Annotated in this window: 28 protein-coding genes and 1 pseudogene; 8 read left to right on the top strand and 21 right to left on the bottom strand. The window is 52.0% G+C overall.

The window, feature by feature from the left end:
• The coding region (locus tag I656_RS05085; RefSeq protein ID WP_020755759.1) for an ABC transporter substrate-binding protein at positions 1-529 on the bottom strand (529 nt) is incomplete at its 3' end.
• A 201-nt stretch (positions 530-730) separates the two neighbouring features.
• Positions 731-2,749, bottom strand: coding sequence for a beta-galactosidase (locus I656_RS05090; RefSeq protein WP_020755758.1), 2,019 nt, complete (start codon positions 2,747-2,749; stop codon positions 731-733).
• 369 nt (positions 2,750-3,118) lie between these two features.
• On the opposite strand from I656_RS05090, the gene I656_RS05095 reads away from it, so the two are divergent.
• On the top strand, positions 3,119-3,904 hold the full coding sequence (locus I656_RS05095; RefSeq protein WP_033006056.1) for an EcsC family protein: 786 nt from the start codon (positions 3,119-3,121) through the stop codon (positions 3,902-3,904).
• A 64-nt stretch (positions 3,905-3,968) separates the two neighbouring features.
• On the opposite strand, the gene I656_RS05100 is transcribed toward I656_RS05095, so the two are convergent.
• The 7 genes from I656_RS05100 to I656_RS19765 all read right to left on the bottom strand — a co-directional run bounded on the left by I656_RS05100 (position 3,969) and on the right by I656_RS19765 (position 11,182).
• Positions 3,969-6,155, bottom strand: a complete 2,187-nt coding sequence (locus I656_RS05100) for an alpha-galactosidase (protein WP_020755756.1) — start codon at positions 6,153-6,155, stop codon at positions 3,969-3,971.
• 108 nt (positions 6,156-6,263) lie between these two features.
• Entirely contained in the window at positions 6,264-7,922 is a 1,659-nt protein-coding gene (locus I656_RS05105; RefSeq protein ID WP_033006057.1) for a glycerol-3-phosphate dehydrogenase/oxidase, read from the bottom strand.
• 159 nt (positions 7,923-8,081) lie between these two features.
• Positions 8,082-8,636 carry a glycerol-3-phosphate responsive antiterminator gene (locus I656_RS05110; RefSeq protein ID WP_020755754.1) on the bottom strand — a complete coding sequence of 185 codons (555 nt, stop codon included), beginning with the start codon at positions 8,634-8,636 and terminating at the stop codon, positions 8,082-8,084.
• A 15-nt stretch (positions 8,637-8,651) separates the two neighbouring features.
• Entirely contained in the window at positions 8,652-8,807 is a 156-nt protein-coding gene (locus tag I656_RS18720) for a hypothetical protein (RefSeq protein WP_164832333.1), read from the bottom strand.
• Between the two features lie 16 nt (positions 8,808-8,823).
• Positions 8,824-10,221 carry a HAMP domain-containing histidine kinase gene (locus I656_RS05115; RefSeq protein WP_020755752.1) on the bottom strand — a complete coding sequence of 466 codons (1,398 nt, stop codon included), beginning with the start codon at positions 10,219-10,221 and terminating at the stop codon, positions 8,824-8,826.
• Entirely contained in the window at positions 10,218-10,892 is a 675-nt protein-coding gene (locus I656_RS05120; protein ID WP_013144934.1) for a response regulator transcription factor, read from the bottom strand. The genes I656_RS05115 and I656_RS05120 overlap by 4 nt, the downstream gene beginning before the upstream one ends.
• Before the next feature lie 167 nt (positions 10,893-11,059).
• Positions 11,060-11,182 (bottom strand): hypothetical protein, encoded by a 123-nt coding sequence (locus I656_RS19765; RefSeq protein WP_013524106.1) that lies wholly within the window; start codon positions 11,180-11,182, stop codon positions 11,060-11,062.
• A gap of 230 nt (positions 11,183-11,412) precedes the next feature.
• Here I656_RS19765 and I656_RS05125 point away from each other — a divergent pair, with 230 nt between their 5' ends.
• A complete protein-coding gene (locus tag I656_RS05125; RefSeq protein ID WP_011231644.1) occupies positions 11,413-11,877 on the top strand; it encodes an Hsp20/alpha crystallin family protein in 465 nt (154 codons plus the stop codon).
• 115 nt (positions 11,878-11,992) lie between these two features.
• Here I656_RS05125 and I656_RS18715 read toward each other — a convergent pair whose 3' ends face one another.
• Entirely contained in the window at positions 11,993-12,154 is a 162-nt protein-coding gene (locus tag I656_RS18715) for a hypothetical protein (RefSeq protein WP_015375249.1), read from the bottom strand.
• Between the two features lie 83 nt (positions 12,155-12,237).
• Between I656_RS18715 and I656_RS05130 the strand changes: the two genes are divergently transcribed.
• A complete protein-coding gene (locus I656_RS05130; RefSeq protein ID WP_011231645.1) occupies positions 12,238-12,423 on the top strand; it encodes a hypothetical protein in 186 nt (61 codons plus the stop codon).
• Positions 12,423-12,677 (top strand): sigma-G-dependent sporulation-specific acid-soluble spore protein CsgA, encoded by a 255-nt coding sequence (locus tag I656_RS05135; protein ID WP_015375250.1) that lies wholly within the window; start codon positions 12,423-12,425, stop codon positions 12,675-12,677. The genes I656_RS05130 and I656_RS05135 overlap by 1 nt, the downstream gene beginning before the upstream one ends.
• Before the next feature lie 83 nt (positions 12,678-12,760).
• Here the strand turns inward: I656_RS05135 and I656_RS05140 are convergent, their stop codons facing one another.
• Positions 12,761-13,105, bottom strand: coding sequence for a YppG family protein (locus I656_RS05140; protein ID WP_013144931.1), 345 nt, complete (start codon positions 13,103-13,105; stop codon positions 12,761-12,763).
• 193 nt (positions 13,106-13,298) lie between these two features.
• Between I656_RS05140 and I656_RS0116060 the strand changes: the two genes are divergently transcribed.
• A complete protein-coding gene (locus I656_RS0116060; protein ID WP_011231648.1) occupies positions 13,299-13,499 on the top strand; it encodes a YppF family protein in 201 nt (66 codons plus the stop codon).
• A gap of 122 nt (positions 13,500-13,621) precedes the next feature.
• The gene (locus I656_RS18710) at positions 13,622-13,792 is read left to right on the top strand and encodes a hypothetical protein (protein ID WP_013144930.1); all 171 of its coding nucleotides are present in this window, start codon (positions 13,622-13,624) and stop codon (positions 13,790-13,792) included.
• 80 nt (positions 13,793-13,872) lie between these two features.
• Here I656_RS18710 and I656_RS05145 read toward each other — a convergent pair whose 3' ends face one another.
• Together I656_RS05145 and I656_RS0116055 are read right to left on the bottom strand one after the other, a co-directional pair.
• Positions 13,873-14,256, bottom strand: coding sequence for a YppE family protein (locus tag I656_RS05145; RefSeq protein WP_015375251.1), 384 nt, complete (start codon positions 14,254-14,256; stop codon positions 13,873-13,875).
• Positions 14,257-14,372: 116 nt separating this feature from the next.
• The gene (locus I656_RS0116055; protein WP_013144928.1) at positions 14,373-14,615 is read right to left on the bottom strand and encodes a hypothetical protein; all 243 of its coding nucleotides are present in this window, start codon (positions 14,613-14,615) and stop codon (positions 14,373-14,375) included.
• A gap of 224 nt (positions 14,616-14,839) precedes the next feature.
• Here I656_RS0116055 and recU point away from each other — a divergent pair, with 224 nt between their 5' ends.
• Both recU and I656_RS0116050 read left to right on the top strand, forming a co-directional pair.
• Positions 14,840-15,442, top strand: coding sequence for a Holliday junction resolvase RecU (gene recU, locus I656_RS05150; protein WP_011231652.1), 603 nt, complete (start codon positions 14,840-14,842; stop codon positions 15,440-15,442).
• 33 nt (positions 15,443-15,475) lie between these two features.
• Positions 15,476-18,165 (top strand): annotated as a pseudogene (locus tag I656_RS0116050) (PBP1A family penicillin-binding protein).
• Between the two features lie 102 nt (positions 18,166-18,267).
• Here the strand turns inward: I656_RS0116050 and nth are convergent.
• The 8 genes from nth to dinG form a co-directional block, all read right to left on the bottom strand.
• On the bottom strand, positions 18,268-18,939 hold the full coding sequence (gene nth / locus I656_RS05155) for an endonuclease III (protein WP_011231654.1): 672 nt from the start codon (positions 18,937-18,939) through the stop codon (positions 18,268-18,270).
• Positions 18,940-19,042: 103 nt separating this feature from the next.
• Entirely contained in the window at positions 19,043-19,744 is a 702-nt protein-coding gene (locus tag I656_RS05160) for a DnaD domain-containing protein (RefSeq protein WP_020278329.1), read from the bottom strand.
• Positions 19,745-19,811: 67 nt separating this feature from the next.
• Complete coding sequence (asnS, locus tag I656_RS05165) at positions 19,812-21,140, bottom strand: asparagine--tRNA ligase (protein WP_020278328.1); 1,329 nt, start codon at positions 21,138-21,140, stop codon at positions 19,812-19,814.
• A gap of 28 nt (positions 21,141-21,168) precedes the next feature.
• Entirely contained in the window at positions 21,169-21,318 is a 150-nt protein-coding gene (locus I656_RS18705; RefSeq protein WP_014196185.1) for a hypothetical protein, read from the bottom strand.
• A 16-nt stretch (positions 21,319-21,334) separates the two neighbouring features.
• Positions 21,335-22,516, bottom strand: coding sequence for a pyridoxal phosphate-dependent aminotransferase (locus I656_RS05170; protein WP_020755739.1), 1,182 nt, complete (start codon positions 22,514-22,516; stop codon positions 21,335-21,337).
• 21 nt (positions 22,517-22,537) lie between these two features.
• On the bottom strand, positions 22,538-23,014 hold the full coding sequence (locus tag I656_RS05175) for a DUF5590 domain-containing protein (RefSeq protein ID WP_013144922.1): 477 nt from the start codon (positions 23,012-23,014) through the stop codon (positions 22,538-22,540).
• 5 nt (positions 23,015-23,019) lie between these two features.
• Entirely contained in the window at positions 23,020-23,190 is a 171-nt protein-coding gene (locus tag I656_RS18070; protein WP_011231659.1) for a YpmA family protein, read from the bottom strand.
• Between the two features lie 336 nt (positions 23,191-23,526).
• Positions 23,527-25,369, bottom strand: a 1,843-nt coding sequence (dinG, locus tag I656_RS0116045; RefSeq protein WP_033006052.1) for an ATP-dependent DNA helicase DinG, incomplete at its 5' end; no start/stop codon positions are given.

Genomic DNA, 25,369 nt, shown 5'->3' with positions numbered 1-25,369 from the left:
GGGTGCGAAATGTGAGTTGTAAATCATCAACAGTATATCCCGCTTTTTGCAAATAATCTGTTCTCACATATAACCCAGCAACCCCTGTATCAAACGGAAGCCCATAATGTTTACCATTTAAGCTAGTAGGAGCAAGTTTATATTCAGCAAAATCTTCCGCTTTGAAATATTTTGATAGGTCATAGAATGCATCAGGATACGCTTTAAGGAAGCTCTGTGCACGATAGTCTTCAATTAATACGATATTTGGCAAGCCTTTTGTTGTGCCAGAACTTAAACTTGTATTAAGCTTTTGAACGATATCCTCTTGAGCATTTTCAATAATTTTTAATTTAAAATTAGGATTCTCTTTCTTATAAAACTCTTCTGCAATTTTCATCGCTTTTACGTTGAAATTTGGATCCCACGTCCACACTGTTATTTCATTCGTACTTTTTGTGCTATCTGCAGCTCCACCGTTTTTCGTTTTTGAAGAACAAGCAGTTAATAGAAGAATACTTACTAAAAATAGTGTCAAAATCTTTTTCAAAGAAAATCCCTCCTGTTTTTTTAATTCTTATGAACTTTTGGTGAAAAAGGAGTCTAATTAAGAATATACAGCCGAAAAACATACATTTTTCAGTTGTTGTCTTAATGAAATGAGCCTTTTCACTAAGTGCGTAAGATCCAATGTTTATAGACATTGTCATCTTATGCATATTATGTTGCCAACTGTCGGAACGAGACTTCTCTAAACCTTCCCGGCTTCATCATGCTCTCTTAACACTGCTACATCAATCCCTTGAATCCTCAATTCACCTCCTCGAAAGCATTTCCCATCAATCATATTCTGGTATATCTTATCTTCTGGCAGTGACAGTGTCACTTCGTAATCATTATGATTGATAATAATTAAATACTTCCATTCATCAGTCTCTCTTTGTTGCACCTCTATATTTTCAGCTACTTCAAGAACGGGATTAATATGATGTTTAGCGAAAACCTGTTCTAAAAGCCTGCCTAAATAATTACTATCTGGATAAGTACCGACGTAAATCCCCTCTCCTTTACCGTAGCAGTTACGTGTAACCGCCGGAAGTCCTGCATACCAATCCCCCTTAAATGTCGCTAGAGGTTCTGCCCCTTCTAATCGGATTATGTCCGCCCACGTCGTACAATCATATTCCCCATCGTTACTATATATTTTGTTTACCTTTGTTTCTGGGTATGGTACAAATTCCTCAACAAAAATCCCCAAAATATCTCGCAGAGGACCAGGATATCCGCCTAAATGTACACGGTCATTTTCATCTACAATGCCACTGAAGAAACTGACAATCAAAGTGCCACCGTTAGCAACAAATTGCCGTAAGTTTTCATCTTCTCCCTCTTTAACCATATATAACATTGGAGCGATAACTACTTTGTATTTTGTTAGATCATCAGATGGCCTTACAAAATCGACAGCAATATTACGTTTATATAATTCCCTATAATAAGCTTCAACTATAGGAATATATCTTAGTTTATTATGTGGTTTGGAACTTAGTTCGACAGCCCACCAGTTTTCCCAATCAAAAATGATCGCGACCTCTGCCTTGATTCTAGATCCGACCAAACAATCTAACTTTTTCAGCTCTTGCCCTAACTGTGTAACTTCCCTATAAATTCTATTATTCTCGTTCAAAAAGTGGGGCACCATTGCACCGTGGAATTTTTCAGCTCCTGCTCTACTTTGACGCCACTGGAAAAACATAATACCATCTGCACCACGGGCAATAGTTGCATAACTCCATAGACGCATTACACCTGGCGGTTTTGGAACATTAATATCGCGCCAGTTAACATGTGAGGTTACCTGCTCCATCAAAATAAACGGTTGACCTTTTCTTAAACTACGCATAAGGTCATTCATCATGGCGTGCTGAATTGGCAAGCCCTCTCTGGGATCAGGATATGAGTCCCATGTCACAATATCTACATGCTGAGCCCACTGAAAATAGTTTAACGGTTTGAATGAACCCATGAAATTAGTTGATACTGGAATATCTGGTGTTACCTCACGTAAAATTTCCTTTTCTGTTAAAAACAACTTGAGAATTGAGTCATTCATAAAACGGTAGTAATCAAGTTCTTGGGATGGATTAATAAAAGTTGGTGCCTTTCTAGGGGGATTAATTTCATCCCAATGATTGTATCGCTGTCCCCAAAAGTTTGTACCCCAACGTTCATTTAATTCATCGATTGTTTTATATCTTTCCTTTAGCCACTTTCTAAACGCGACAGCACAATTCTCACAAAAACACTTGGAAACGTGACATGCATACTCATTATTAACATGCCACATTTTGAGTGCCGGATGATTTTTATACCGTTCTGCTATAGCCCTCACAAGTCTCTTTATGTGCGTAATTAATTGAGGATGATTAGGACAATAATGTTGTCTACTGCCAAACGAGAGAATGACACCGCTTTCATCGATCGGCAAAGAATCTGGATACTTTTTTACAAACCAAGCTGGAGTAGTTGCAGTCGCCGTCCCCAAGTTAATATACACACCGTGGTCATATAGTATATCTATAACCTTGTCTAGCCATTCAAAGTCGAACACTCCATCAGACGGTTCGATCTTGCTCCAACTGAAAATCCCTAAAGATACTAAATTCACCCCCGCTTTTTGCATCAACTTAGCATCTTCATACCAAATTTCCTCTGGCCATTGCTCTGGGTTGTAATCTCCTCCGTAACAAATTGAGGATAAAACGTTCATAGTTATTCCCCCCAGATAAATTTTTATCTAATTATAAATTAAGTTAAAATTCAATATTCGTCAACAATAAACTTTTACTAAATATATATATTTTTTTTAATTAAAGACTAGCCAAATTACACGTCTATATAGACTCTCACGACGGAAAAATTTCGTCGTCATTGGCAGGATAAAAATATTTTTCTGTCGAATATCGTGAATTGGTGCATTTAGGAGTTTAGGTATTTTCAGAGTAGATAAAAACAGGATTCAGTTTTTAGTATAAACCTTATTAATAAGCCCTTCTTCTTTATAATATAAATGTATAAAAAATGCCCCTAATCCTCAACCTAAGAACAAGTGATTCAACAATGTTCGGAGGACAAATTTATGAAGGATACAATAACATCACTAAAACAAGAACTCCAAACCATCATGAACTGGGAACACTCCCAAAAAGACCTATGGTTTTGGGAAAAGCTCGGCCGCTTGCCGTTTCAAGTGCTCGATAAGCTGACGCCAAAAGTCGTCCATCGAAAACTAGGGCAGCTGCTTGATGAGCTGGGCAGCTATATTCAAAGCGGCGGGCAATACTTAGTGAATGAAGGAAAGGTATTGGACAAGCTTGGCGTATCGTCGTTGGCCGAGGTGCCGCACTTGCCGCTTGCGACGATGGACCGCGTTTGCGACGAGTTGATCGATGCGCGCGTCACGTTCGCCCAGCTGCAAGGGGCGGCGACTGGAATGGGCGGGGCGCTGACGCTGGCGGTGGACATCCCAGCGCTTCTTGGCTTGGCGCTGAAAACGCTGCAAGAGATCGCCATCGTGTACGGATATGACCCGAAGGAAAAAGAGGAGCGCGTGTTTGTCGTCAAATGCCTGCAGTTTGCCGCGGCGGACATCGTCGGGAAAAAAGCGATTTTGGACGAACTTTCGTCGTTCTCCAATGAACGCGGGCGCGTCTTTTCCGAACTGCAAGGATGGCGGGAAGTGATGATGACGTTCCGCGACCAGTACGGATGGAAAAAGCTGTTTCAAGCCGTGCCGATCATCGGCGTCATTTTCGGTTCGCTGTTTAACAAATCGTTTATGGAAGACATCGCCGAAACCGGGAAGATGCTTTATCGGAAGCGGCGCATCATCGAGAAGCTCAAACAGTTTGAACCCGGCATCTAACATGCCGGGTTCGATTCGTTTGTTTCGCGCTGATGCATCCGCTCAGGCCGCATCATTCCCCCTATCATCGAACGGCTTTCAATCGCCACATCATGCTGATAAAATCGCCCAAGCGGTGCGGCACCGCCACTCCGGCATACATCAGCTCGTCGCCGCCGTAGACGCCAAGGCCTTCGATTTCATAGTCTTGATTCGGGTCAAGCCCTTTGAGCCGCAAGTATGACAGCGGCGCGTTCGCTTCCGCCAGAACACGGAAGTAGGCGACGAGCGCTTCCGACTGATCTTCCGAGACGAACATCCACGCCGCCTCGTTGCTTTCAAACGGGCTGAGCAGCCGATAAAACGTGCCGAACTGGACGAGGCGGCGCACATCTTTGTAAAACGCGACTTGTTCCTTGATGATTTGTTTTTCTGTTTCCGTCAATTTCGTGATATCGAGCTCATAGCCGAAGTTGCCTGACATCGCCACATGGCCGCGCATCGTGAGCGATGTCACCCGCCCGACTTGGTGGTTCGGCACGGCCGAGACGTGGGCGCCCATGGCGCTCACTGGGTAAACGAGGCTTGTACCGTACTGGATTTTCAGGCGCGAGACAGCGTCAGTGTTGTCGCTCGTCCATGTTTGCGGCATATAATAGAGAATCCCCGGGTCAAACCGCCCTCCGCCTCCGGAGCAGCTTTCAAACAAAATGTGCGGAAAACGCGCGGTGATCTCGTCCATCACGCGATAGAGCCCAAGCATATAGCGGTGCGACGTTTCGCGCTGGCGCTCGGGCGGCAGGGCGGCCGAACCGATTTCCGTCATATGGCGGTTCATGTCCCATTTCACATAAGTGATGGGGGCGCTCGCAAGCACGTTCGAGATCGTTTCAATCATATAGTCGCACACGTCTTGGCGGGAATAATCGAGCACAAGCTGGTTCCGTCCTTCAGAGCGCGGGCGGTTCGGCACATGGAGACACCAGTCGGGATGTTTCCGGTACAGCTCGCTGTTTGGCGACACCATTTCCGGTTCGATCCATAAGCCGAACTGCAGCCCGAGTTCGTTCACTTGTTTCGCCAACCCGTCCAAGCCGTTTGGAAGCTTGCGCCGGTTGACGATCCAATCGCCGAGCGAACGGCGGTCGTCGTCGCGCTCCCCAAACCAGCCGTCGTCAAGCACAACCAATTCGATGCCAAGCTCCGCCGCCGTTCGGGCGATATTCATCATCTTTTCCTCATTGAAGTCAAAATACGTTGCTTCCCAGTTATTGATCAAGATCGGACGTTCGCGGTCGCGGAACGCGCCGCGCGCTAGGCGGGTGCGGTACAGTTCGTGGTACGTTTGCGACATTCCGTTTAACCCTTGATCGGAGTAGACCATAACGACTTCCGGCGTTTGGAACGACTCGCCCGGTTCCAATAGCCACGTAAAATCAAACGGATTGATGCCCATCGAGACGCGGGCAGTGCGGAACTGGTCCACCTCGATTTGGGCGAGGAAATTGCCGCTGTACACCAAGCTGAACCCGTACACTTCGCCTTGGTGTTCATCGGCGTTTTTGGCAGCGAGCGCAATAAACGGGTTTTGTTGGTGGCTGCTCGCGCCGCGGCGGCTTTCCGCCGCTTGCACGCCGGTCAGAAGCGGGAGCCGCTCGATCCAGCGCTCGCGCCCCCACGCTCCGGGGAGATGGATCCAATCATAGTCAGCAGTTGGGAAATCAACGCTCATACTGAGCGCACGCAGCAGTTTCAACCGCTCGCCGCCTTTGTTTTCAAAACGGGCCGCGCGCGTGATGACGTTCCATTTTTCATACGCCGTATACTGCAGCGTGACCTCTAGGCCAATCAGCGCATCTTCAAGAACCATTTCAAGCGTCTCCGCTTCTTGTTCGTGCTCAACATACGTCGCCGGAAGCCCATCAAGCTTTGGCTTCCCCTTGAAAATGCGATGCGTTTTGTAGCGCAAATCGGTCACGGTCGAGCCATTCTCAAGCTGCACTTGATACGCCGGAGAACGAAAATCGGTATTCCCATAGGCTGGATATTCTTGCGGCAGCGTATCGAGCGAAAACGTGCGGTCGGATGGGTCGGGGTTAGGGGAAAACGCGCGGTCCAGCCGCGGAAATGCCCGCGCGCCGCGAACATCGCGTACCGCTTTTCCCCAATAGACATGCGCCAAATAGCCGGAGCGGAAAAGCTGCATCACGTAGCTCGCCTTGCCCGCCCGCAAATGAAACTGCTTCGTTTGTGGATTGTATGCAACTGACATTCTCTTCCCCCGCTTTGTTTTTGTTTAAATTTTACTTAATTTTTACGAAAAAATCCATCAAAAAAGCGCCCTGGATTCAGGCGCTCATCATTTCCTTCAAAGGATCATTCACTCCTCTCCTTCCTCCGCCAACACAGCACGCCGCAGTTCCTGATCGAGTTCCTTCCCATACATGTCCCGCTCTTCCTCGGTCCACCCAAAATACCGCGCCATAAACGCGACAACCGCCTCTTTCTCACGCCGGACCGAATCAATATCAAACAACAGCGCTCCGGTGCGGCGGATGAAGTAGTCGACTGGTTTGACCGCCATTTCTTCCTCGATGGCGTAGACGAGGCGGACGAACGTTTCGCGCGTTAAGCCGGACGAGCGGTCGTACTCGTTGCTTAAGGCAAAGAGGCGGTCGACATTTGTGCCGTACTGTTTTGCCAGCCGCGCCCCTTGTTCTTCTGTCAGCCCATAGCGCGCCGCTTCCTTCGCCTTTTCGGCGATGAAGACCGGCAGCCGGTGCGAGCCGCCGACATCGCCGCCGGAGATCGGCAATTGTTTCGTCTGGCATGGACGGAACGTTTTCTGCTCTTCTTTTTCGAGCTGCTTAGCGACGAGGTCGACGACGGTTTCCGCCATTTTCCGGTAGCCGGTCAGTTTGCCGCCGGCGATTGTGATGAGGCCGGATGGCGATGTCCAAATCTCGTCTTTGCGGGAAATTTCCGACGGGTTTTTCCCTTCTTCGTAAATGAGCGGGCGGACGCCGGCCCAACTCGACTCGACATCGTCGGCAGTGACGCCGACAGACGGGAACATGTAGTGAATCGCTTGCAATAAGTAATCACGGTCTTCTTCGGTCATGGCCGGATGAGCAGGATCATCGTCATAAAATGTATCGGTCGTGCCGACATACGTTTTCCCATCCCGCGGAATGGCAAACACCATCCGGCCGTCCGGGGTGTCAAAATAGACGGCCTGCTTGAGCGGAAAACGCTTTTGATCGATGACGATATGGACGCCTTTTGTCAGCCGAAGCCGCTTGCCGGTTTTCGAACCGTCTTTGTCGCGCAGCGCATCAACCCATGGTCCAGCAGCATTGACGACTTTTTTGGCGCGGATGTCATACACTCGTCTGCCGATCATGTCGCGGCAGCGGGCGCCGGTGATGCGGCCGCGCTCGTCGTATAAAAACTGTTCGGCTTTGACGTAGTTGACGGCGTCGACGCCAAGCTCGACCGCTTTTTTGACCACCTCGATCGTCAAGCGGGCATCGTCGGTCCGATACTCGACGTAATAGCCGCCGCCAATCAGGCCGTCGCGCTTTAAGAGCGGCTCTTTTTCCAACGTCTGCCGGGCATTAAGTATCGTGCGCTGCTCGCTTTGCTTGACGCCGGCCAGCCGGTCATACAACCAAAGGCCGATCGACGTGCTCCACTTGCCGAACGTTCCGCCGCGGTAAATGGGCAGCAGCATCCACTCCGGTGTGGTGACGTGCGGGCCGTTTTCATACACAATCGCCCGTTCGCGCCCGACTTCCGCGACAAGCTTCACCTCGAACTGCTTTAAGTAGCGCAAGCCGCCGTGAACAAGCTTCGTCGACCGGCTTGACGTGCCGGCGGCGAAATCTTGCATCTCGACAAGCGCGACCGTCATGCCGCGCGAGATGGCATCAAGGGCGATGCCAGAGCCGGTGATCCCCCCGCCGATGACGAGAAGATCATATTGTTTTTCGCTCATCGCTTGAAGAACATCGCTCCGCTGTTTGCTTGAGAACGTCATGCATGATTCCTCCTTTTGAAAAAGACAAAAAGAGACCAGTGCAAACACGATAAGCATGACGCCTACCATGCATGCGTGGTCTCTCCTTGTCTCCTGACTGATGATTAACTTGTTACCTTTATTGTAGCAGACGGCGGCCGATTTGACCAGCTCAACGCATTATCCATTGTAGTGGCGCCAAAGCGTTTCATTTGACGTCGTCACCGATGCCGCGCCGGCTTCCAGCGCCCGCTCGACATCGTCGACCGTGCGGATGAGGCCGCCGGCGTAAATCGGTTTTCCCGTCCGTTCTTTCACTTCGCGGATGATGTGCGGCATGGCGCCCGGGATGACTTCGATGCAGTCCGGATTCGTTTTGGCGATCAGCTGATAGCTTTTCTCCAACGCATGAGAATCGAGCAAAAAGATGCGTTGCACGGCCAAGACTCGTTTTTGCCGCGCCTTCATAATGACGCCCGCTTTCGTGGAAATGAGGCCATGCGGGCGGAACTCTTGGCAAAGGTATTCCGCCGCATGTTCATCATGGCTCAGCCCTTGCACCAAGTCGACGTGAATGATCAACTCCTTGCCATGCCGGCGCGCATAGGCAAAGATGCTTTTTAACTGGGCAATATGCACCTCAAGCAACACGCCGACCGTGTAACCGCTTGACAAAAAGGCGTCAAATTGCTTCATCGTTTTAATGGCCGGAATGATGCGCTGTTTCGCTTCCATTTTCTTTTCTTCGATTCATCCTCTCATTTTGTCGATCTCATCTAAGCATGACAGTGACATCATCGTCCGCGGTTTGCATGTCGCGATTTTCACCCCGCGCTTGCGGAACTTCTCGACGACGTGATGAATCGCTTTTTTGCCTGCCGTCTCTTCGCCATGGGAATGTCCCATGTCTCTCACTCTCCTCCTATTCCGCTTTCGGAATGGCCAGTTCGACCGTCGTTCCTTGATCGATCTCGCTTTCCACTGTAATTTGCCCGCCGTATTTATCGATGATTTCCTTGGCGATCGAAAGCCCGAGCCCGGCGCCGCCTTGTTCGCGGCTGCGCGCCTTGTCGACGCGATAAAAGCGCAAAAAAACGTTTTTCAGCTCGTCTTTCGGAATGCCAATGCCATGGTCGCGGACGGCGACCGTCACAAACGGCCCTTCCTCGCGCAAGGAAATCGCGATTTGTTTCACTCGCTGAGAATATTTTACCGCATTGTCAAGCAAAATGAACAGCAATTGTTCAAAATGATGCTTCGCCATCGCCGCGCGCGCAATCGGCTTATCCGGCTGGTCAATCAGAAATTGGAAGTCCGGGTGCAAGACGCGGAAATTTTTGACGACTTGTCCGACAGCCGCCGCGGCATCCATCGGCGCGACCTCATCCGGCACCGTGATCGCCTCGGCGCGCGACAAGTCCAGAAGCTCGAGAACGAGCCGCTTCAGCCGCTCCGCCTCTTTCATCGCCGCCTCAAGCGATTCTTCCAAAATCTCCGGGTTGTGCTTCCCCCACCGTTGCAGCAACGAAAGATGGCCTTGCAAAATGGCGAGCGGCGTGCGCAGTTCATGGGACGCATCCTCGACAAATTGCCGCTGCATGGCGAACGACCGCTCAATTTCATCCATCATGCCGTTGAACATCACCATCAGTTCCGCAATTTCATCGCGCGCCGGAGGCACATCAATGCGCCGTTTCAGCCCGTTGTTTTTGATGTCGGCCATCGTTTTGGCCAGCGTTTGCAACGGCCGGACGAAGCTTTGCGCCACGAACCGGCCGGCGACAGCGCTTGCGGCCATGGCCAAAAAGCCGATCGCCGTCATGATGAGAAAGAGCGTGTTGGTCACTTGCTGGAACCTCGCCAGCCGGCGGGCGATTTCGATCGTTCCATGCAAGTTGCTGATATGAATCGGCTGACGGAGCAGCAAAAACCGTTCATTGTTGATGAAATGCTCATCCATTTTCCGCTTGTCGGGCATCTCGCTCGGCGATAGCGACACCGCTGCCCCATTTGAAACGGAGACGATGACGTTTCCTTTCTCATCCGTGACGCGAATGAGTTGGTATCGTTCATTCAACCTTTCCAAAAACGCGCGGCTGCGGCGAATCCCTTCCCATGATAGATTACGTTTTTCCTCGTAATAGGTTTCAATTTCCGCCACCGTTTGTTCCATCGTTTTTTCTTCTTCCTTCAGCAGCCATTGTTTGACCATATGATATTGCAAAAACGTAAACACAAAATACGTAATGAAAATCGCCCCGGCCGACAAAACGGTCAGCTTCCCTTTCAGCGAAAGCCGGCGAATCGCCTCCCTCTTCATGGCCGCATCACATATCCCGTGCCGCGCACCGTTTGGATATACCGCTCTTTATCGTGTTCGTCAAGCTTTTGCCGCAAGTAGCGGACATAGACGTCAACGACGTTCGTCTCGACTTCGGCGTCAAATCCCCACACTTTGTCAAGGAGCGCATCACGCGTCAAGACGACATTGATGTTTTGCATAAAGGCGACGAGCAAGTCGTATTCCCGCTTCGTCAGCTCAATAAATTCGTCTCCTTTTTTCACGGTGCGCGCCTGCACGTCAACGACTAAATCTTTAAACGTCAACACTTGGGCGTTCGCTTCCGGATGAACGCGGCGGAACAAGGCGCGGATGCGGGCGAGCAGCTCTTCAATGGCAAACGGTTTGACGATGTAGTCATCGGCCCCGTTATCGAGTCCCATGACGCGGTCAAACACGCTATCGCGCGCTGTGATCATCATGATCGGCGTCGATTTCGCCGCCCGGATGCGGCGGCATACTTCCATGCCATTGAGACTCGGCAGCATCACATCAAGCAAAATGAGATCCCACTGCTCCGAAAGAGCGAGCTCGAGCCCTTCGCGTCCATCGGCGCATACATGCACGTCAAAGCCTTCGTGCTTTAAGTCAAGCTCCAAAAACCGGGCGAGCCCGGCTTCATCTTCAATCAATAAAATACGTCCGTTCATCAGCTGCTCCTCCTCCATTGCGGCTGTTTGCTTTCATTTTATACATCTTTCACTATACACAACAAATCGTCCACCGCCAACGGACAGCCAGCAGTCAAAAAAGGAATGGGGCGCCTGTTCGAGACGCCCTCAAAAATGAATCGGCCAAAAGCGGCGCAGGCAGCTGTTTACGAGTGGCGGTCAACGATCCAATCGACAATGGCTTGAACGATTTCCAACGCTTGATAGGAAAGAAGCGACACGGCTGTTCCAGAAAAAAACAATGTCACCAACCAATGAACCCAATGCATCGCGCCATCCCTCCTCCCGCCGCCGGCAACCGACAGCGTTATTGATGTGCATCACATGGATGGTGGTGTCATTATATTCCATCTGGGTTAAAACAAGATGAAAACTCCCTAAAAAAGTACGGAGTAGCTTTTTTTTCGCTCCGTACATACATTGACAGTGAATCGCCTTGCCAATCGGCAGCGTCCCGACAGAGTCATTTCGCTGTTTTGAAAAAAGGGAGGGAAGCGCAATGAATGAATCGTTTCAACCACCAGCCAATGGGGGAGGCCATCACCCGTTCCATCATTTGCGGAAAATGATGAATCAATGGTTTGATGAACGGCCGCTGCAAAAACTGTTTGAAACGCTCGATGACTATTTCGCACAAACGTTTGCTGCCGCGTACATTCCGATCGAGGTGAAAGAGACGAAGCACGATTACCAAATCATTGTCCGGCTGCCTGACATCAAAAGGGAACAAATCAGCTTGCAATGGCAGGAAGATGGGCTGCAGCTGATCGTCGATCACAATGAAACCATTGAATCGGCAGATCATCACGGCCATGTATACGAACGCCGCCACGCACGGCGGCGCGTGGCGCGGCTGATTCCGTTTCCGTATCCGGTCGCTGAGCATGAGGTGAAAGCCTCGTTTCAAAATGGGACGCTCACCATCCAGCTGCCGCAAAAACGGAAATATATCGATATCGATTGAAGACGATCCAGCCTGTGTGTGCGTTCAAAAACCATTTTGGCAACGGCCAGCGCCGCGCTTGGGCGTGAAACAAGCCGTTCCCTGCATGGGGAGCGGCTTGTTTCTTGTCCATCTTCTATTGTTTATGGAGTGAATTTCCGGAACGTTCGCCCTCTTCCGGCGTTCCTTTTTTGATCACCCATTCATTGGCGATTTCCTCACGGTTGTTCGTGTATTTGTTTTTCCGCTTCCAGTTGTCGTTGCAGTCTGTCACCGCCGCCCCCTTATTGTTTGCCATTTGCTTGCCTTGCCGCGGTCAAAACGATGCATACATACTTTCTCGGCTGACAAGCTACGCTACTGATAGGAGGTGCAAAACGAATGGCGAAACTGCCCGATTTCAAACAATTGAACGACCGACTGATCAACGAGCCGTCGGATGAGCCGATGCTTGTCATCAAAACAAACCTCGACCCGGACCGCGTGACGGAAGAAAATCCGTACGTCCAAGGCCGCACAAACACAAGCAAAGAGTTTGTCTCTTTTTTTGAAGGGGGCGGACGATGATGGAACAAACACTCGCTTACTTGCGCGAAGTGCTGTCCAACTATTTGGATCACCACAGCGACACCCCAAAACGCATTTACAAAAAACTGATCAGCAAACCATACCGAGGCGAAGGGGAATTTGTCCGCGACTTAACGCAAGAAGAAAGCGCCTTTTTGGACCGCATTTTGCCCCATGAAATCCGCTATGCGATGGATGAGCGCGATTATGAGCGCGTGTATCAGCTCAATGAAGTGTATGAGTTGCTCATTTGACAACGTGACAACCGCTCCCCGTGCAAACGGCGGAGCGGTTTCCCTTTTTCAAGCGCGCTCGACCGTCGCGCCATGACGCGGTTTCATTTTTTAAACGTACCGAGCAATCCTTTCAACACGCCATTCACTTGATTGACCGTATTGATCATTTGCCCCACGGTACTCATCATTTTGTTGATATCGTACGTTCCGTCGCTGTTTTTAAACTGGGCGAGAAACGACGGGCGCGGCGGCGGCAAAAGCGGTCCTGGCTTTGGATACGGCATCGGATACGAGGGAGGCGCGGCATGGCCGGACGGAAGATGAGGCCAGTGAACCGGCGCCGATGGGAAGGATGAAACCCCATAGTGAAAATAAGGACTATAATGGCCGCCTGAGCCGTATGGTCCATAAACCGGCGGCGAAACTGGGCGCGGATAACGGTGCATGTCTCCTCTCCCCCATGTTTGATAATCGATTCCCCCTAGGCTAAGGAGGCGAGCTGCCACTAGTATATGTGCAAACGCCTGACGACGTGTGCGGACATGTCACCTCTTGTCGGAAGTTTTAATTTTCCGAAATCATTCTTTCTTCCTATTTTCATGGTACGATGTAAAAAAGGGGGAAGGGGGAAAAGCATCAATGAACGTGACGGAGTTAAAGCATAAGTTTATGGCGGTCAAACATTGCGAACCGGCTGAGGCGAACGAACTGCTTGATTTTGCCCGCCGTCTGTATTTGCGCGGGGAAATTTCGCTCGCCGAGTACCGCGATCTCGTGCGTGAGCTCGAAAAAGCCGGCGCCTCTCAGCCGGATGAAGCAGGGGAATACGCTGGGCTGTAGGACGATGAGGGAGCTTTTCCCTTCTTTTTTTTTTTGCCCCTGTTCCTCAAGACGCATAAAAAACGATGTTTCTTCCCACCCTAAAGAGGCAAGAGGAATTGTCGTACAAGGGGGGATTGGCGATGGGTCGAGGCGTCCACTTTAACCATAAATTGAAAGGCCATGACCATGAAAAGCCGAAACATGGAAAACCAGCGCCGCCCAAGCATACGGAGCGGGTCGAATACGAGATCAACACCGTCGCTACTGCAGAAGGCGGCCCTGTCTCGATCACAACAGGCAAAGACACATAAAACAAAAAAGGGGGCTAATCCAAAACGCACTCGCGTTTTGGGTCAGCCCCTTTTTCCGTGCGGCGCTTTCTCCTGCCCCGTCAAAACCTCTCCTTGCCTGCTTCGCTCGTGTCGTCAAGCCGTTCCTTGACAAGCGCCAGCGTATAAGCGACGGCCTGGCTGTATTGCTTGATGCGGCGCTCAGGAACGGATGGATAAAATGCCTCAACGCACAGCTTCGCCATATGGTCGGCGGCGGCCTCAATTTGCCGCTCATGGACATATTTCGGCCGCGCATGGCGGACCCAGCGGGAAGCGGCGTCCTTCCACCGTTCGGCAACGGCCTGCACCTCTTCGGCCATCGGTTTCACGTCGCCAAAAAAATCCGGCTCCTCGTTCTGCTCGCGGGCGCGCCGGGCGATCAAAAGCAACTGTTCGTTGTATTGTTGCAGGCGCTTCGTCAACGCCTTAAGCTCTTTTTCCATGGCGCCTCCTCCTTTATCCATGCCGGCAAATCCGGTTTGCCCTGTGCCCTATGGCCCGGAGAACGGATGCGTTTTGCCGCGATGCGCTTCTGTTTGATGATACCATATCGGCCGGCTTACACGAAATACAATTTCGACGAAAGCGGAAGTGCAGCGCTCTGCTTCTCCTTCTCAAGCCGCTGTTCCACGCCGGCGATCTGCCCTTCAAGGCGCCCGAGCTGCGCTTGATTTTGCGCATAACGCTCTTCGATGACATCGGCGATCACTTTTTCCATTTTCGCATCGACCTGCTCGATGAGTGCAACTATTTCCTGCAGCTGCTTTTCGATCTCCTCTTTTTTCACGAGCCGTTTTTCCATTCCCTCTCCCCCATTTCTCGCATGATGATATTCCATTCGCGGCGGGAAGGACGACTCCTGCTGCGGCGACAAAAGTAGAACGAATTCGGCAAAGAAAGTGGCAAGCAGCCGCCATTCGACATTGACCTCCTTCGCTTGCCTTCAGTCGAAAGGAGGAAAAGAAAAAGAGCGCATATGACCGGAGCGTATGGTATAATAAAAACCATTCAAAGGAGATGAACGCGATGGCACTCAAATACCCGAGCGGAAAAGAGTATCGCGGAAACAAGCCGAACGCCGCGCGCCGGCCGGCGGCCGATTATGCCAATCGCGGCATGACGCTCGAAGACGACTTAAACGCGACGAATGAATATTACCGGGAACGCGGCATCGCGGTCATCCATAAAAAGCCGACCCCGGTGCAAATCGTGCGCGTCGACTATCCGAAACGGAGCGCCGCCGTCATTACCGAAGCCTACTTCCGGCAAGCGTCGACGACCGACTACAACGGTGTGTACCGCGGCAAGTACATTGACTTTGAGGCGAAAGAGACAAAAAACAAAACGGCGTTTCCGCTGAAAAATTTCCACGCTCATCAAATCCGCCATATGGAGCAAGTCGTCGCCCACGGCGGCATTTGTTTTGCGATTTTGCGTTTTTCTTTGCTCAATGAAACGTATTTGCTTGACGCCTCTCATTTGATCGCTTGGTGGAACAAACAGGAAGCCGGCGGACGAAAGTCGATTCCGAAACAAGAGATCGAACGGCATGGACATTCCATTCCGCTTGGCTACCAGCCGAGAATTGATTATATTAGTGTAGTAGACAACGTGTACTTCACCCGTTGAAGTGAAAACTTGTAAGAAAGGCAGGATTTGCTTATGTCTGGTGAATATCGTTCTCGCGTAGAACGAAAGCAGGCAGCGAAACAGACCAAACAGAAGAAAGCGAAAACGAAACGAGGAAGGTCATGGTTGAAAACCGTCGCCATTGCGATATTGCTGATGATGGTCCTTGGCGCCATCGGGGGTATTGCCACTTTCGCCTATTTCGTTAAGGACGCTCCTCCGCTGGATGAGGCCAAAATTAAAGATCCGCTTTCTTCCGTCTTGTACGATATGAATGGAAAACAAGTAGCGGAGCTTGGCGGCTACAAGCGAACGTACATTTCGTATAAAGACGTGCCGAAAGTGCTTGAAGATGCCGTCTTGGCAACAGAGGACGCCCGCTTTTATGAACATCACGGGATCGACATCGTCCGCTTGGCCGGCGCCGTCCTCGCCAACATCAAGGAAGGATTTGGGGCGGAAGGCGGCAGCACGATCACCCAGCAAGTCGTGAAAATGACATTCCTTTCATCAAAGAAAACGTTGGAACGGAAAGCGCAAGAAGCTTGGCTGGCACTGCAGCTGGAACAAAAATATTCGAAACATGAAATTTTGGAAATGTATTTGAACAAAATTTATTATTCAGACGGCATTTATGGCGTCGCACGCGCCGCCGAATATTATTTTGGCAAGACAGACTTGAAAAAACTCACTCTTCCGGAAGCAGCTTTGCTCGCTGGCATGCCCCAGGCCCCAAACCGGTATAATCCGTATGACCATCCAGAGGCGGCAAAAAAACGGCGCGATACGGTATTGTCGCTTATGGTGAAACATGGCTTTATCAGCCAGGAAGAAGCGGAAAAAGCGAAACAAGTCCCGATTCAATCGATGCTGACAAAACGGAAAAAATCGCAAAATGATGTACCATATGACGCCTTCATTGACGAAGTAATCAAAGAAGTGACCGACAAAGCGAACGTCAACGTCTTTGAAGATGGGCTGAAAATTTATACAACGCTCGATCAAAACGTTCAAACATACGTAGAAAAGCTATTAAACTCTGACAAATACTTTACCAATAAGAAGGATTTGCAATCCGGCATCGCCGTCGTCGACACCAAAACAGGCGCCATTCGCGCGTTAGGCGGCGGTCGCCATCGCGACAATATCGAATTCGGCTTCAACTACGCAATCCAACCGGTCGGCCAGCCCGGTTCGACGATCAAGCCGATTTTGGACTATGGCCCGGCGATTGAATATTTAAAATGGTCAACCGCGCACATTCTTGTTGACGAGCCGTATACGTATTCGGACGGCACGCCGATCCGCAACGCCGGCGGAAAATACGCTGGGCCGGTGACATTGCGCAAAGCTCTCACGTGGTCATACAACATTCCGGCGCTCAAAACCTATCAAGCCGTCGGCAAAGAGCGGGCGATGGAGTTCGCTAACCGACTCGGCATGGGCTTTGATGAAGTATATGAGCCTTACGCTATCGGCGGAGTATCCCGCTACGTATCGGTGCTGCAAATGGCTGGAGCGTACACTGCTTTTGGTAATAACGGCGTCTATACGAAGCATATGCCGTGACAAAAATCGTCTTCCCGGACGGCACGGAAATGGATTTGCAACCCAAACCAAAACGAGTGATGCACGACTATACCGCCTACATGATCACGGACGTGCTGAAGTCTGTCATCCGCTCCGGAACAGGTCAATTGGCCAATGTTCCAGGACTTGAGCTCGCAGGCAAAACAGGGACGACGAACTATGGGAAAGATGGAGTAAAATTCGGCCTTGACCGGGACGATGTGCCGGACAGCTGGATTGTCGGCTATACGCCAAACTATACGGCGGCCATTTGGGTCGGCTTCAGCAAGCGAAGCAGCACGGCAAAGCTTAGTATAGAGGAACAAAAAATCCCGAAATACTTGTTGAAAAACTTAATGTCCCACATCGATGACGGCAGCGGAAGCTTCAAGCAGCCGGAGAGCGTCGTCAGACTGCCGATCAAAAAAGGCACGAACCCGCCGAAACTTGCCGGCAAATACACGCCGGAAAGCGAAATTACGTATGAATTGTTCGTGCGCGGCACTGAGCCGACGGAGACGGCGAACGACGTGCCGGAAGAACTGCCGGCGGTGAAAGGGTTGACCGCTGTGTACGACCAAGCGGCGAACGCCATCTCGGTTTCGTGGTCATACGATGAGCAAACCGATGAGACGATCTTCGAGGTGCGCGTCAAAGATGGCCAAGGTCAAACGAATACGATCACCACAAAAGACCGTTCGATCACGATTTCCAATCCGACGCCAGGATGGACGTACACAATCGCCGTGTACGCAAAAGACGGCGAACGAATGAGCAAACCGGCCATAGCCAGCGTTCATGTCCCCGGCGGAGAAGATCAAACTCCCGCGCCACAACAACCGGGGGATGACAGCCAAGGCAGCGGCGGGCAAAACGGCGGCACCGATCAAGGCAACAGCGGGAATAACGGAAACGAAAACGGTCAGGGAAACAACAATGAACAAAACGGCGGCGCAAGCGGCGGACAAGAAAATGGCAACAGCGGCGGGGCCAACCAAAACAATGGCCAAACGGATGGAACAAACAACCAAGGAACGAACAACAGCGGCCAAACGAACGGAACGAACAGTGGAACGGGTGCAAACAGCGGAACGCCGCCTGTCTCCCCGCCGTTAAAAAACGGATCCGGAGCGGGTCTTGGCACCCGTCCATAACCGTTGCATTCCCAAAAAACGGATGGCTTTTGCGCCATCCGTTTTTTCATGACCGACCGGCATGCTCTCTCCCTTCTTCACCAAGCCCTTTCGCGGTTCCGTTCACTTCTGATTTGCCGCTTTTTCCTCCCGTTTTCGCATCCGTTTTTTTCCTTCACGGCATAAATGAAGAAGAGGACATGACGGACATTGCGGAGACTGTGCCTTGCAATGGTAGCGGCCGAAAAAAATCATTCGGTGGTGGGTGATCGACCATTCTTCTTTTGGGATGATTTTCATCAGCGTCTTCTCGACTTCCAAAACCGAGTCGTCCCAGCGGCAAAAGCCGAGCCGTTTGCTGACGCGCTCGACGTGAGTATCAACCGCGATGGCCGGCACGCCGAACGCAACGGACACAACGACGTTCGCCGTCTTCCGCCCGACGCCCGGCAGCTTCATCAACTCATCGCGGTCGCGCGGCACTTCGCCGTTGTACTTGTCAATCAACATCGCGCACAGCTTTTGAATGTTTCGCGCTTTGTTCCGATATAAGCCGATTGAGCGGATATCTTGCTCGAGCTCCTCAAGCGGCACCGCAATATAATCGTGCGGCGTCCGATATTTTTCAAACAGCCGTTTCGTCACCTTGTTGACGAGCGCATCGGTGCATTGCGCCGACAAAACAACCGCAATCAGCAGCTCAAACGGATTGCGGTGCACCAGCTCGCAATGCGCATCTGGAAACATTTTGGCCATCTCATCCAAACAGTAGCGGATTTGTTGCTTTGTCAGCACCTTGTCTCCTCCTTATTGCCATATTGGCCCGAACAAAACGACGCCTTTTACCGGTTCGATTGGCCATTTTTGGACAAACAAAAACGAGAGACAGCGCCTCTCGTTACGAGTCGAGCCAATTGAAAAACGGGATCGTCTGTTTAAATTCTCCCGCCGTCTGTTTCGCCGAACGGGAGGACGGCTTGCGAAACTTTTTGCCGTAGTCGTGCGCCTGTTCAATCGTGCGAATGCCGTTCTTTTTCCATTCAAACAAGATGCGATCGATGTAGCGGAAATTCAACTTCCCCGACAGCACCGCTTCGCGCAGCGCCGCTTTAATGATGGCCGGCTCATGGCCGTCTTGATCGATCCACATCGCAAGCGTTTCACACTCGAACGGGGAGAGCGGGCGGCCAAACTCCTGCTCAAAAACGGTGTATAAGCTCTCCTCTTCCTCCTGCCGGCCGAGTTCCCCCTGTTGAGCCGCCTGGGTGTACAAATGATGCACGAGCTTCTCCCAAAGCGGTTCAAGCGTATATTTTTCGTTGCGAATGCCTTGTTCATCCGTATGCTCTTCAATCGCGATCATCCCTTTTTGCAAGAGCCGACGCACCATCTCCATGCATTCCGCTGCCGAGACCGTCATTCTTTCGGCCAGCTCGGCCGGCGTCGGAAACAAGACGCCTTCTTCGAAAAACGACTGCATATGCAAAAGCAAGACGAGCTCCCCCTCGCCCAACCCAAGCTGCTTGTAGTGGCCAAGCAGCAGCTTCGGGACGGCGATGCTTCCTTGCGCCAGCCATTCGGCCACCTTTTTCTTTTCCATGCCGATGCACCTCAACTATAGTATAACATGACGGCGGCGAAAAAACCCCCTTTTTGCAGGGGGTTTTTTACGGATAAAGCCGGTTGAGCAGCCGCGGGAACGGAATCGTCTCGCGCACATGTTCGACGCCGCAAATCCAAGCGACAGTGCGCTCCAAGCCGAGCCCGAACCCTGAATGCGGCACAGAACCGTATTTGCGCAAATCCAAATACCATTCATACGCTTCAAGCGGCAAATGGTGCTCTTCAAGGCGGCGCTTGAGCAGCTCATAATCGTGAATCCGTTCCGAGCCGCCAATGATTTCCCCGTATCCTTCCGGCGCAATCAAATCGGCGCATAGCACAACGTCGGGGCGGTTCGGGTCCGGCTGCATATAAAACGGCTTCAAAGAGGTCGGATAGTGGGTGATGAACACCGGTTTGTCAAAACTTTCGGCGATGGCCGTCTCATGCGGCGCACCGAAGTCATCGCCCCACTCGATGTCAGTCAATCCTTTTTCATGAAGCAGCTTGATCGCCTCATCATACGTTAGGCGCGGAAACGGCGGTTTGACCAGCTCAAGCTTCGACACGTCGCGCCCGAGCCGCCCGAGTTCAAGCCGGCAGCGCTCGAGCACCGACTGCACAAGGTAGGAGACGTACTCTTCTTGCAGCCGCAAATTGTCTTCAAACTCATAAAACGCCATTTCCGGCTCCACCATCCAAAACTCGATCAAATGGCGGCGTGTTTTCGATTTTTCGGCGCGGAACGTCGGGCCGAATGAGAACACTTTGCCGAGCGCCATCGCCGCCGCTTCCATGTAGAGCTGGCCGCTTTGCGACAAATAGGCATCCTCATCAAAATATTTCGTATGAAACAGTTCGGTCGTTCCTTCCGGTGCGCTGCCAGTCAAAATCGGGGCGTCGACTTTCACAAACCCACGGTCGTTGAAAAACTCATACGTCGCCCGGATGATTTCGTTGCGAATTTTCATGATCGCGTGCTGGCGCCGCGACCGAAGCCAAAGGTGGCGATGGTCCATCAAAAATTCGACGCCATGCTCTTTCGGCGTAATCGGATAGTCAACTGCTTCTTGAATGACTTGCAAATCGGCAACCGACAGCTCGTAGCCAAATGGGGAGCGCTCGTCGATGCGCACCGTGCCCGTCACATAGAGCGACGTTTCTTGCGTCAATGTTTTTGCGCGTTGAAACACCTCTTCCGAGACGTTCGCCTTTTCGACGACGCCTTGAATAAAGCCAGTGCCGTCGCGCAGCTGCAAAAAGACGATTTTCCCGCTTGAGCGCTTGTTCGCCAGCCAAGCGCCGATCGTCACTTGTTGTCCTACGTATTGATTCACTTCCGCAATCGTCGTCGTTTTCACGCACTGATTCCCTCCAATAATCGACACGTCCATCATTCGCTATTATACCGTTCCGTCGGCGTCACGGCAACGACCAGCCAAAGCAGCGCAAAACGATGCTGCCCCCACCAATCGCCCTTCGGCGCAGCCGCCCGGAGCCAGCCGACAGACCGACGCGGAAAAAGCGGCTTTGCGCCAAACAAAGCCGCCCTTTTTCTTTCCACTCTGACACCTTGGCGCAAAGCGCCTTAGGCCCGCGCCTCCATAAACCGGCGGATGCGTTCGATCGCTGTCTCGAGCGCCTCAAGCGAGGTCGCGTACGACAAGCGGACGTAATCCGGCGCCCCAAACCCAGAACCAGGCACGAGCGCGACTTTCGCTTCCTCCAACAAGGCGGCGACGAACTCGTCGACCGTGCGGCATCCGGCCATATCCGCCGCCTTTCGGGCGTTCGGGAACAAATAAAACGCTCCTTGCGGTTTGACGCAAGTGAAGCCTGGAATTTGCACAAGCTTGTCATAAATGATGTCAAGCCGCTTTTCAAACGCTTGGCGCATTTGTTCGACCGGCTCCTGCGGCCCGCTGTAGGCGGCAATGGCCGCATATTGAGCGATCGATGTCGGATTCGATGTGCTATGGCTTGCTAAATCGGTCATCGCTTGAATGATGTCTTTCGGTCCAGCCGCGTAGCCGATGCGCCACCCTGTCATCGAGTGTGATTTCGATACGCCGTTGATGATGATCGTCTGCTCCTTCAGCTCCGGCGACAGTTCGGCGATCGACACATGTTTCGCCCCGCCGTAAATCAATTTTTCATAAATTTCGTCCGAAATGATCAACACGCCATGCGCCAAGCATACTTCCCCGAGCGCTTTCAGCTCCTCGGCCGTATAAATCATGCCGGTCGGATTGCTCGGGGAGTTGATAATCACCGCCTTCGTCCTCGGGGTAATCGCCTGTTTCAGCTGATCTGGCGTCATTTTAAAGTCGTTTTCTTCCAGCCCTTCAACGTAAACCGGAACGCCGCCAGCCAGCTTCACTTGTTCCGGGTAGCTCACCCAATACGGCGTCGGAATGATGACCTCATCGCCTTCATCAAGCAGCACTTGAAAGAGCGTATAAAGCGCATGCTTCGCCCCGACACAGACGATGATTTCCGCCGGCTCGTACGAAAGCCCTTGATCGCGGGCAAACTTTTTGATGATTTCCTCTTTCAGTGCCGGCAACCCGCCTGATGGCGTATATTTCGTATGCCCTTCATTCATCGCCTTGATGGCCGCCGCGATAATGTGCTGGGGCGTGTTGAAATCCGGTTCGCCGGCCCCAAGGCCGATCACGTCGTATCCGGCCGCTTTCAGTTCCTTTGCTTTCGCCGTAATGGCCAATGTCGCCGATGGCGTCAGCGACGCCACCCGTTTTGCCAGTTTCATCGCTTCTTCCCCCTCACGTCCTCACTGTTGAAAACTGTACCTCTTCAGGAAGGCCCCATCCGCAAAGTGAAGGTAATAAAACGAATACCTTCCTTCCGCATCAATATATGTCAACTCCCAAAGAGGCACGCCTTTTTCCATGCCAAGCGTCGCGTCGATGATGCGCCGCGGTCGGCGGTCGCGTTGCAAAATGGCGCGCGCTTCCGCCTCGCTGATGCCGCTGTCCACGCCCTTGACGACGACATTCTCCTCTTTTTCAGGCACCCAAACGACGACCGCTTTCCCTTGTTTTGTTCTTCCGATGAATACGGTGCACGCTTCGTCGCCATAATATGTATAGACTTTCTTCACATCAGCAAGCCCGGCGGCTTCCTTCGCCCGCGCCAACGCATGTTCCACCATCAGCCGTTTGGGCGCCATCGCCTCGTCATAAATCGACCATGCCTGCCAAATGAGGAATCCAAAAAAAAGCAGAGTGAACCAACCCCACTTTTTCATCGTGATCACGTCCGATAAATCGTAAAGATGGCCTGGCGCTTGTCGTTTTCATCCAAGGCAAGGCCAAACATCAAATTGTCGCGCTTTAGCGTTCGGTTCAAGCAGTCGACAATTTTGTACAAGTCGTCGGAGTGCTGAACTTTGACGGTAGCGAGCACTTCGATTTTGCTTTCCATTTTCGTCGTTTCCTCCTGTGCGGCGCAAATTTTGTTACTTATACACGCCGGCGGCTCCGGCAACAATACAAATACAGCGAAGGTGACATCAAAGGCGTGCTTCTTCGCACCTCTGCGGCCAAGCCGACAAATCCAAACGGCAAGGCGCAAACTGTCATCGCAGTTGTGCTTCTTCCCTATTATAGCAGGTTTGTCCGATCATTTCATAACAAATTTGCCCGCCTACACCGTCAACGCCAATTTGCTTCTTTGCCCCCGCTTCATGCGGGGTTTTTTGCCGCCTGACACCTTTAGATTGCGCCGTTTCGTCCATCTTTATGAAACATAAAGCGCGCTTTAAGAAAGCCAAGTTTCCGCCTTGTCGAGCAGCTCAGAAAGCGCGCCTTCATGCATCGAAAGCGGCGGCAAGGAAGCGAGAAAATCCGCGCCGTACGGGGAAGCCAAAAGCCGCCGATCCAGCACAAATACGGCTCCTTTGTCGTCTTCCGTGCGAATGAGGCGGCCAAACCCTTGCTTAAAACGAAGCACCGCCTCAGGAAGCGCCAGCTCGGAAAACGGATCGCCGCCTTCTAGGCAAATGCGCTCGCTTTTTGCCTCCATCACGGGATCGTCCGGGGGCGCAAACGGCAAGCGGGCGATGACAAGCACATCGAGCGCTGAACCTGGCAGATCGACCCCTTCCCAAAAGCTGCTCGTCCCAAACAACACCGCATGCTCAAACTGCAAAAACGTCCGCAAGAGCTTTGCCGGACTGCCGCTTTGCACCCCTTGAGCGATCAAAACAAACGGCTCGCCTTCTTCCTCCGTCTTCAACGCATCAACCGTCAGTTTCAACAGTTCATACGAAGGGAACAACACAAGCACCCGCCGTCCGAGGCGTCGGGCGATCGCAAGCACCGAAGCGGCGACCGCTTCGGCGTAATCTTCAAGCGGCACGGCAGAAACGAGCGGCATGTCCGCCGGCACGAAGAGCGCGGCCTGCTCCTCGTAACGAAACGGCGACGGAAACGAGCGGCAAAGTGGATAAAAATCCTCAAGACCGAGACGCGCCGCCATATACGTGAACCGGCCGCGGACAGTGAGCGTCGCCGACGTCAAAACGACGCTCCGTTTTTTCATAAACAGTTGATCGGCGAAAAAGTCAGCAAGGTCAACCGGCTGCGAGTAAAGGCGGACAGCGTTCGCCGCCCCTTTTTCGTCCGCTTCGATCCACCGGACGACACCCGGCTCCTTTTCGGTCAGCAAACGCACGAGCGCAGCCATTTGCCGGTTGAGAGCCGCCAAATCAGCCGACAGCAAGGCGGATGGTGGGAAATCGCCACTCGTATCAGCGGATAGAAGCGGCTTCGCTTCAGCGGATAGCGCCGCCGCCAAATCGCGCAGGCGCCAGCATAACTCCACCGCCGCCTGCCACGCCCGGCTCTGTTCGTCCGTCGGCGAAAAGCGATAGCGGCAACGTCCAGCGCGAGCTGGCTTTTTGTCCAACGCATAGCGGCGCAACAGGCGGAACAGCTCGCCCCCTTCAAACTGCAGCTCCTCAAGACGCTGCTGGCAACGGACAAGAGCCCCATTCGGTGCGTCCTGTTCTGCTTCTTGCCATTTCGCGATCGTCTGCGCGATTTTGGCGGTCAGCAGGCGAAACGACACATAGCCAATCTGCTCGCCAAAACACCGGGCGGCGGCATCTTCAAGCCGATGCGCCTCATCGATGATCAGATGGCGAAACGGCGGCAAAAGCGGCGCCGGGCCGGTCAAATCATGAAGCAAAAGCGCATGGTTGGTAATGACCACATCCGCCCGTTCGGAGCGCTCTTTCGCCCGGGCGAAAAAATGATGCCGCCCGCCGTCTTCCTCTTCGCCGATGGCAAGCGCGGACAATAGGAGACGGGCGCCGGATGACACATTCAATTCGTCCAAGTCGCCGCTGTCGGTCTCAAGCAGCCAAACGAGCACCTGGCATTTCAAGAGCGCCGCATCGTACGTGTCAGACGGCTCCGACAAAAACGAAGCGAACTTGTCAAGGGATAAGTAATTTTGCTTTCCTTTCAAAACGGCAACGCGGAGCGGAAACGGCGCGATTTGCCGCAATACCGGCCAATCGCGGCGAATGAGCTGCTCCTGCAGCTGGAGGGTATGCGTGCTGATGACGACCCGCTCTTGCTGCTCACAGGCAAAAAAA

The organism is Geobacillus sp. WSUCF1, from assembly GCF_000422025.1.
Classification (GTDB): Bacteria; Bacillota; Bacilli; order Bacillales; family Anoxybacillaceae; genus Geobacillus; species Geobacillus zalihae.
Note: the sequence above shows the minus strand (reverse complement) of the source record. Positions and strands in the feature narration are given on the sequence as shown.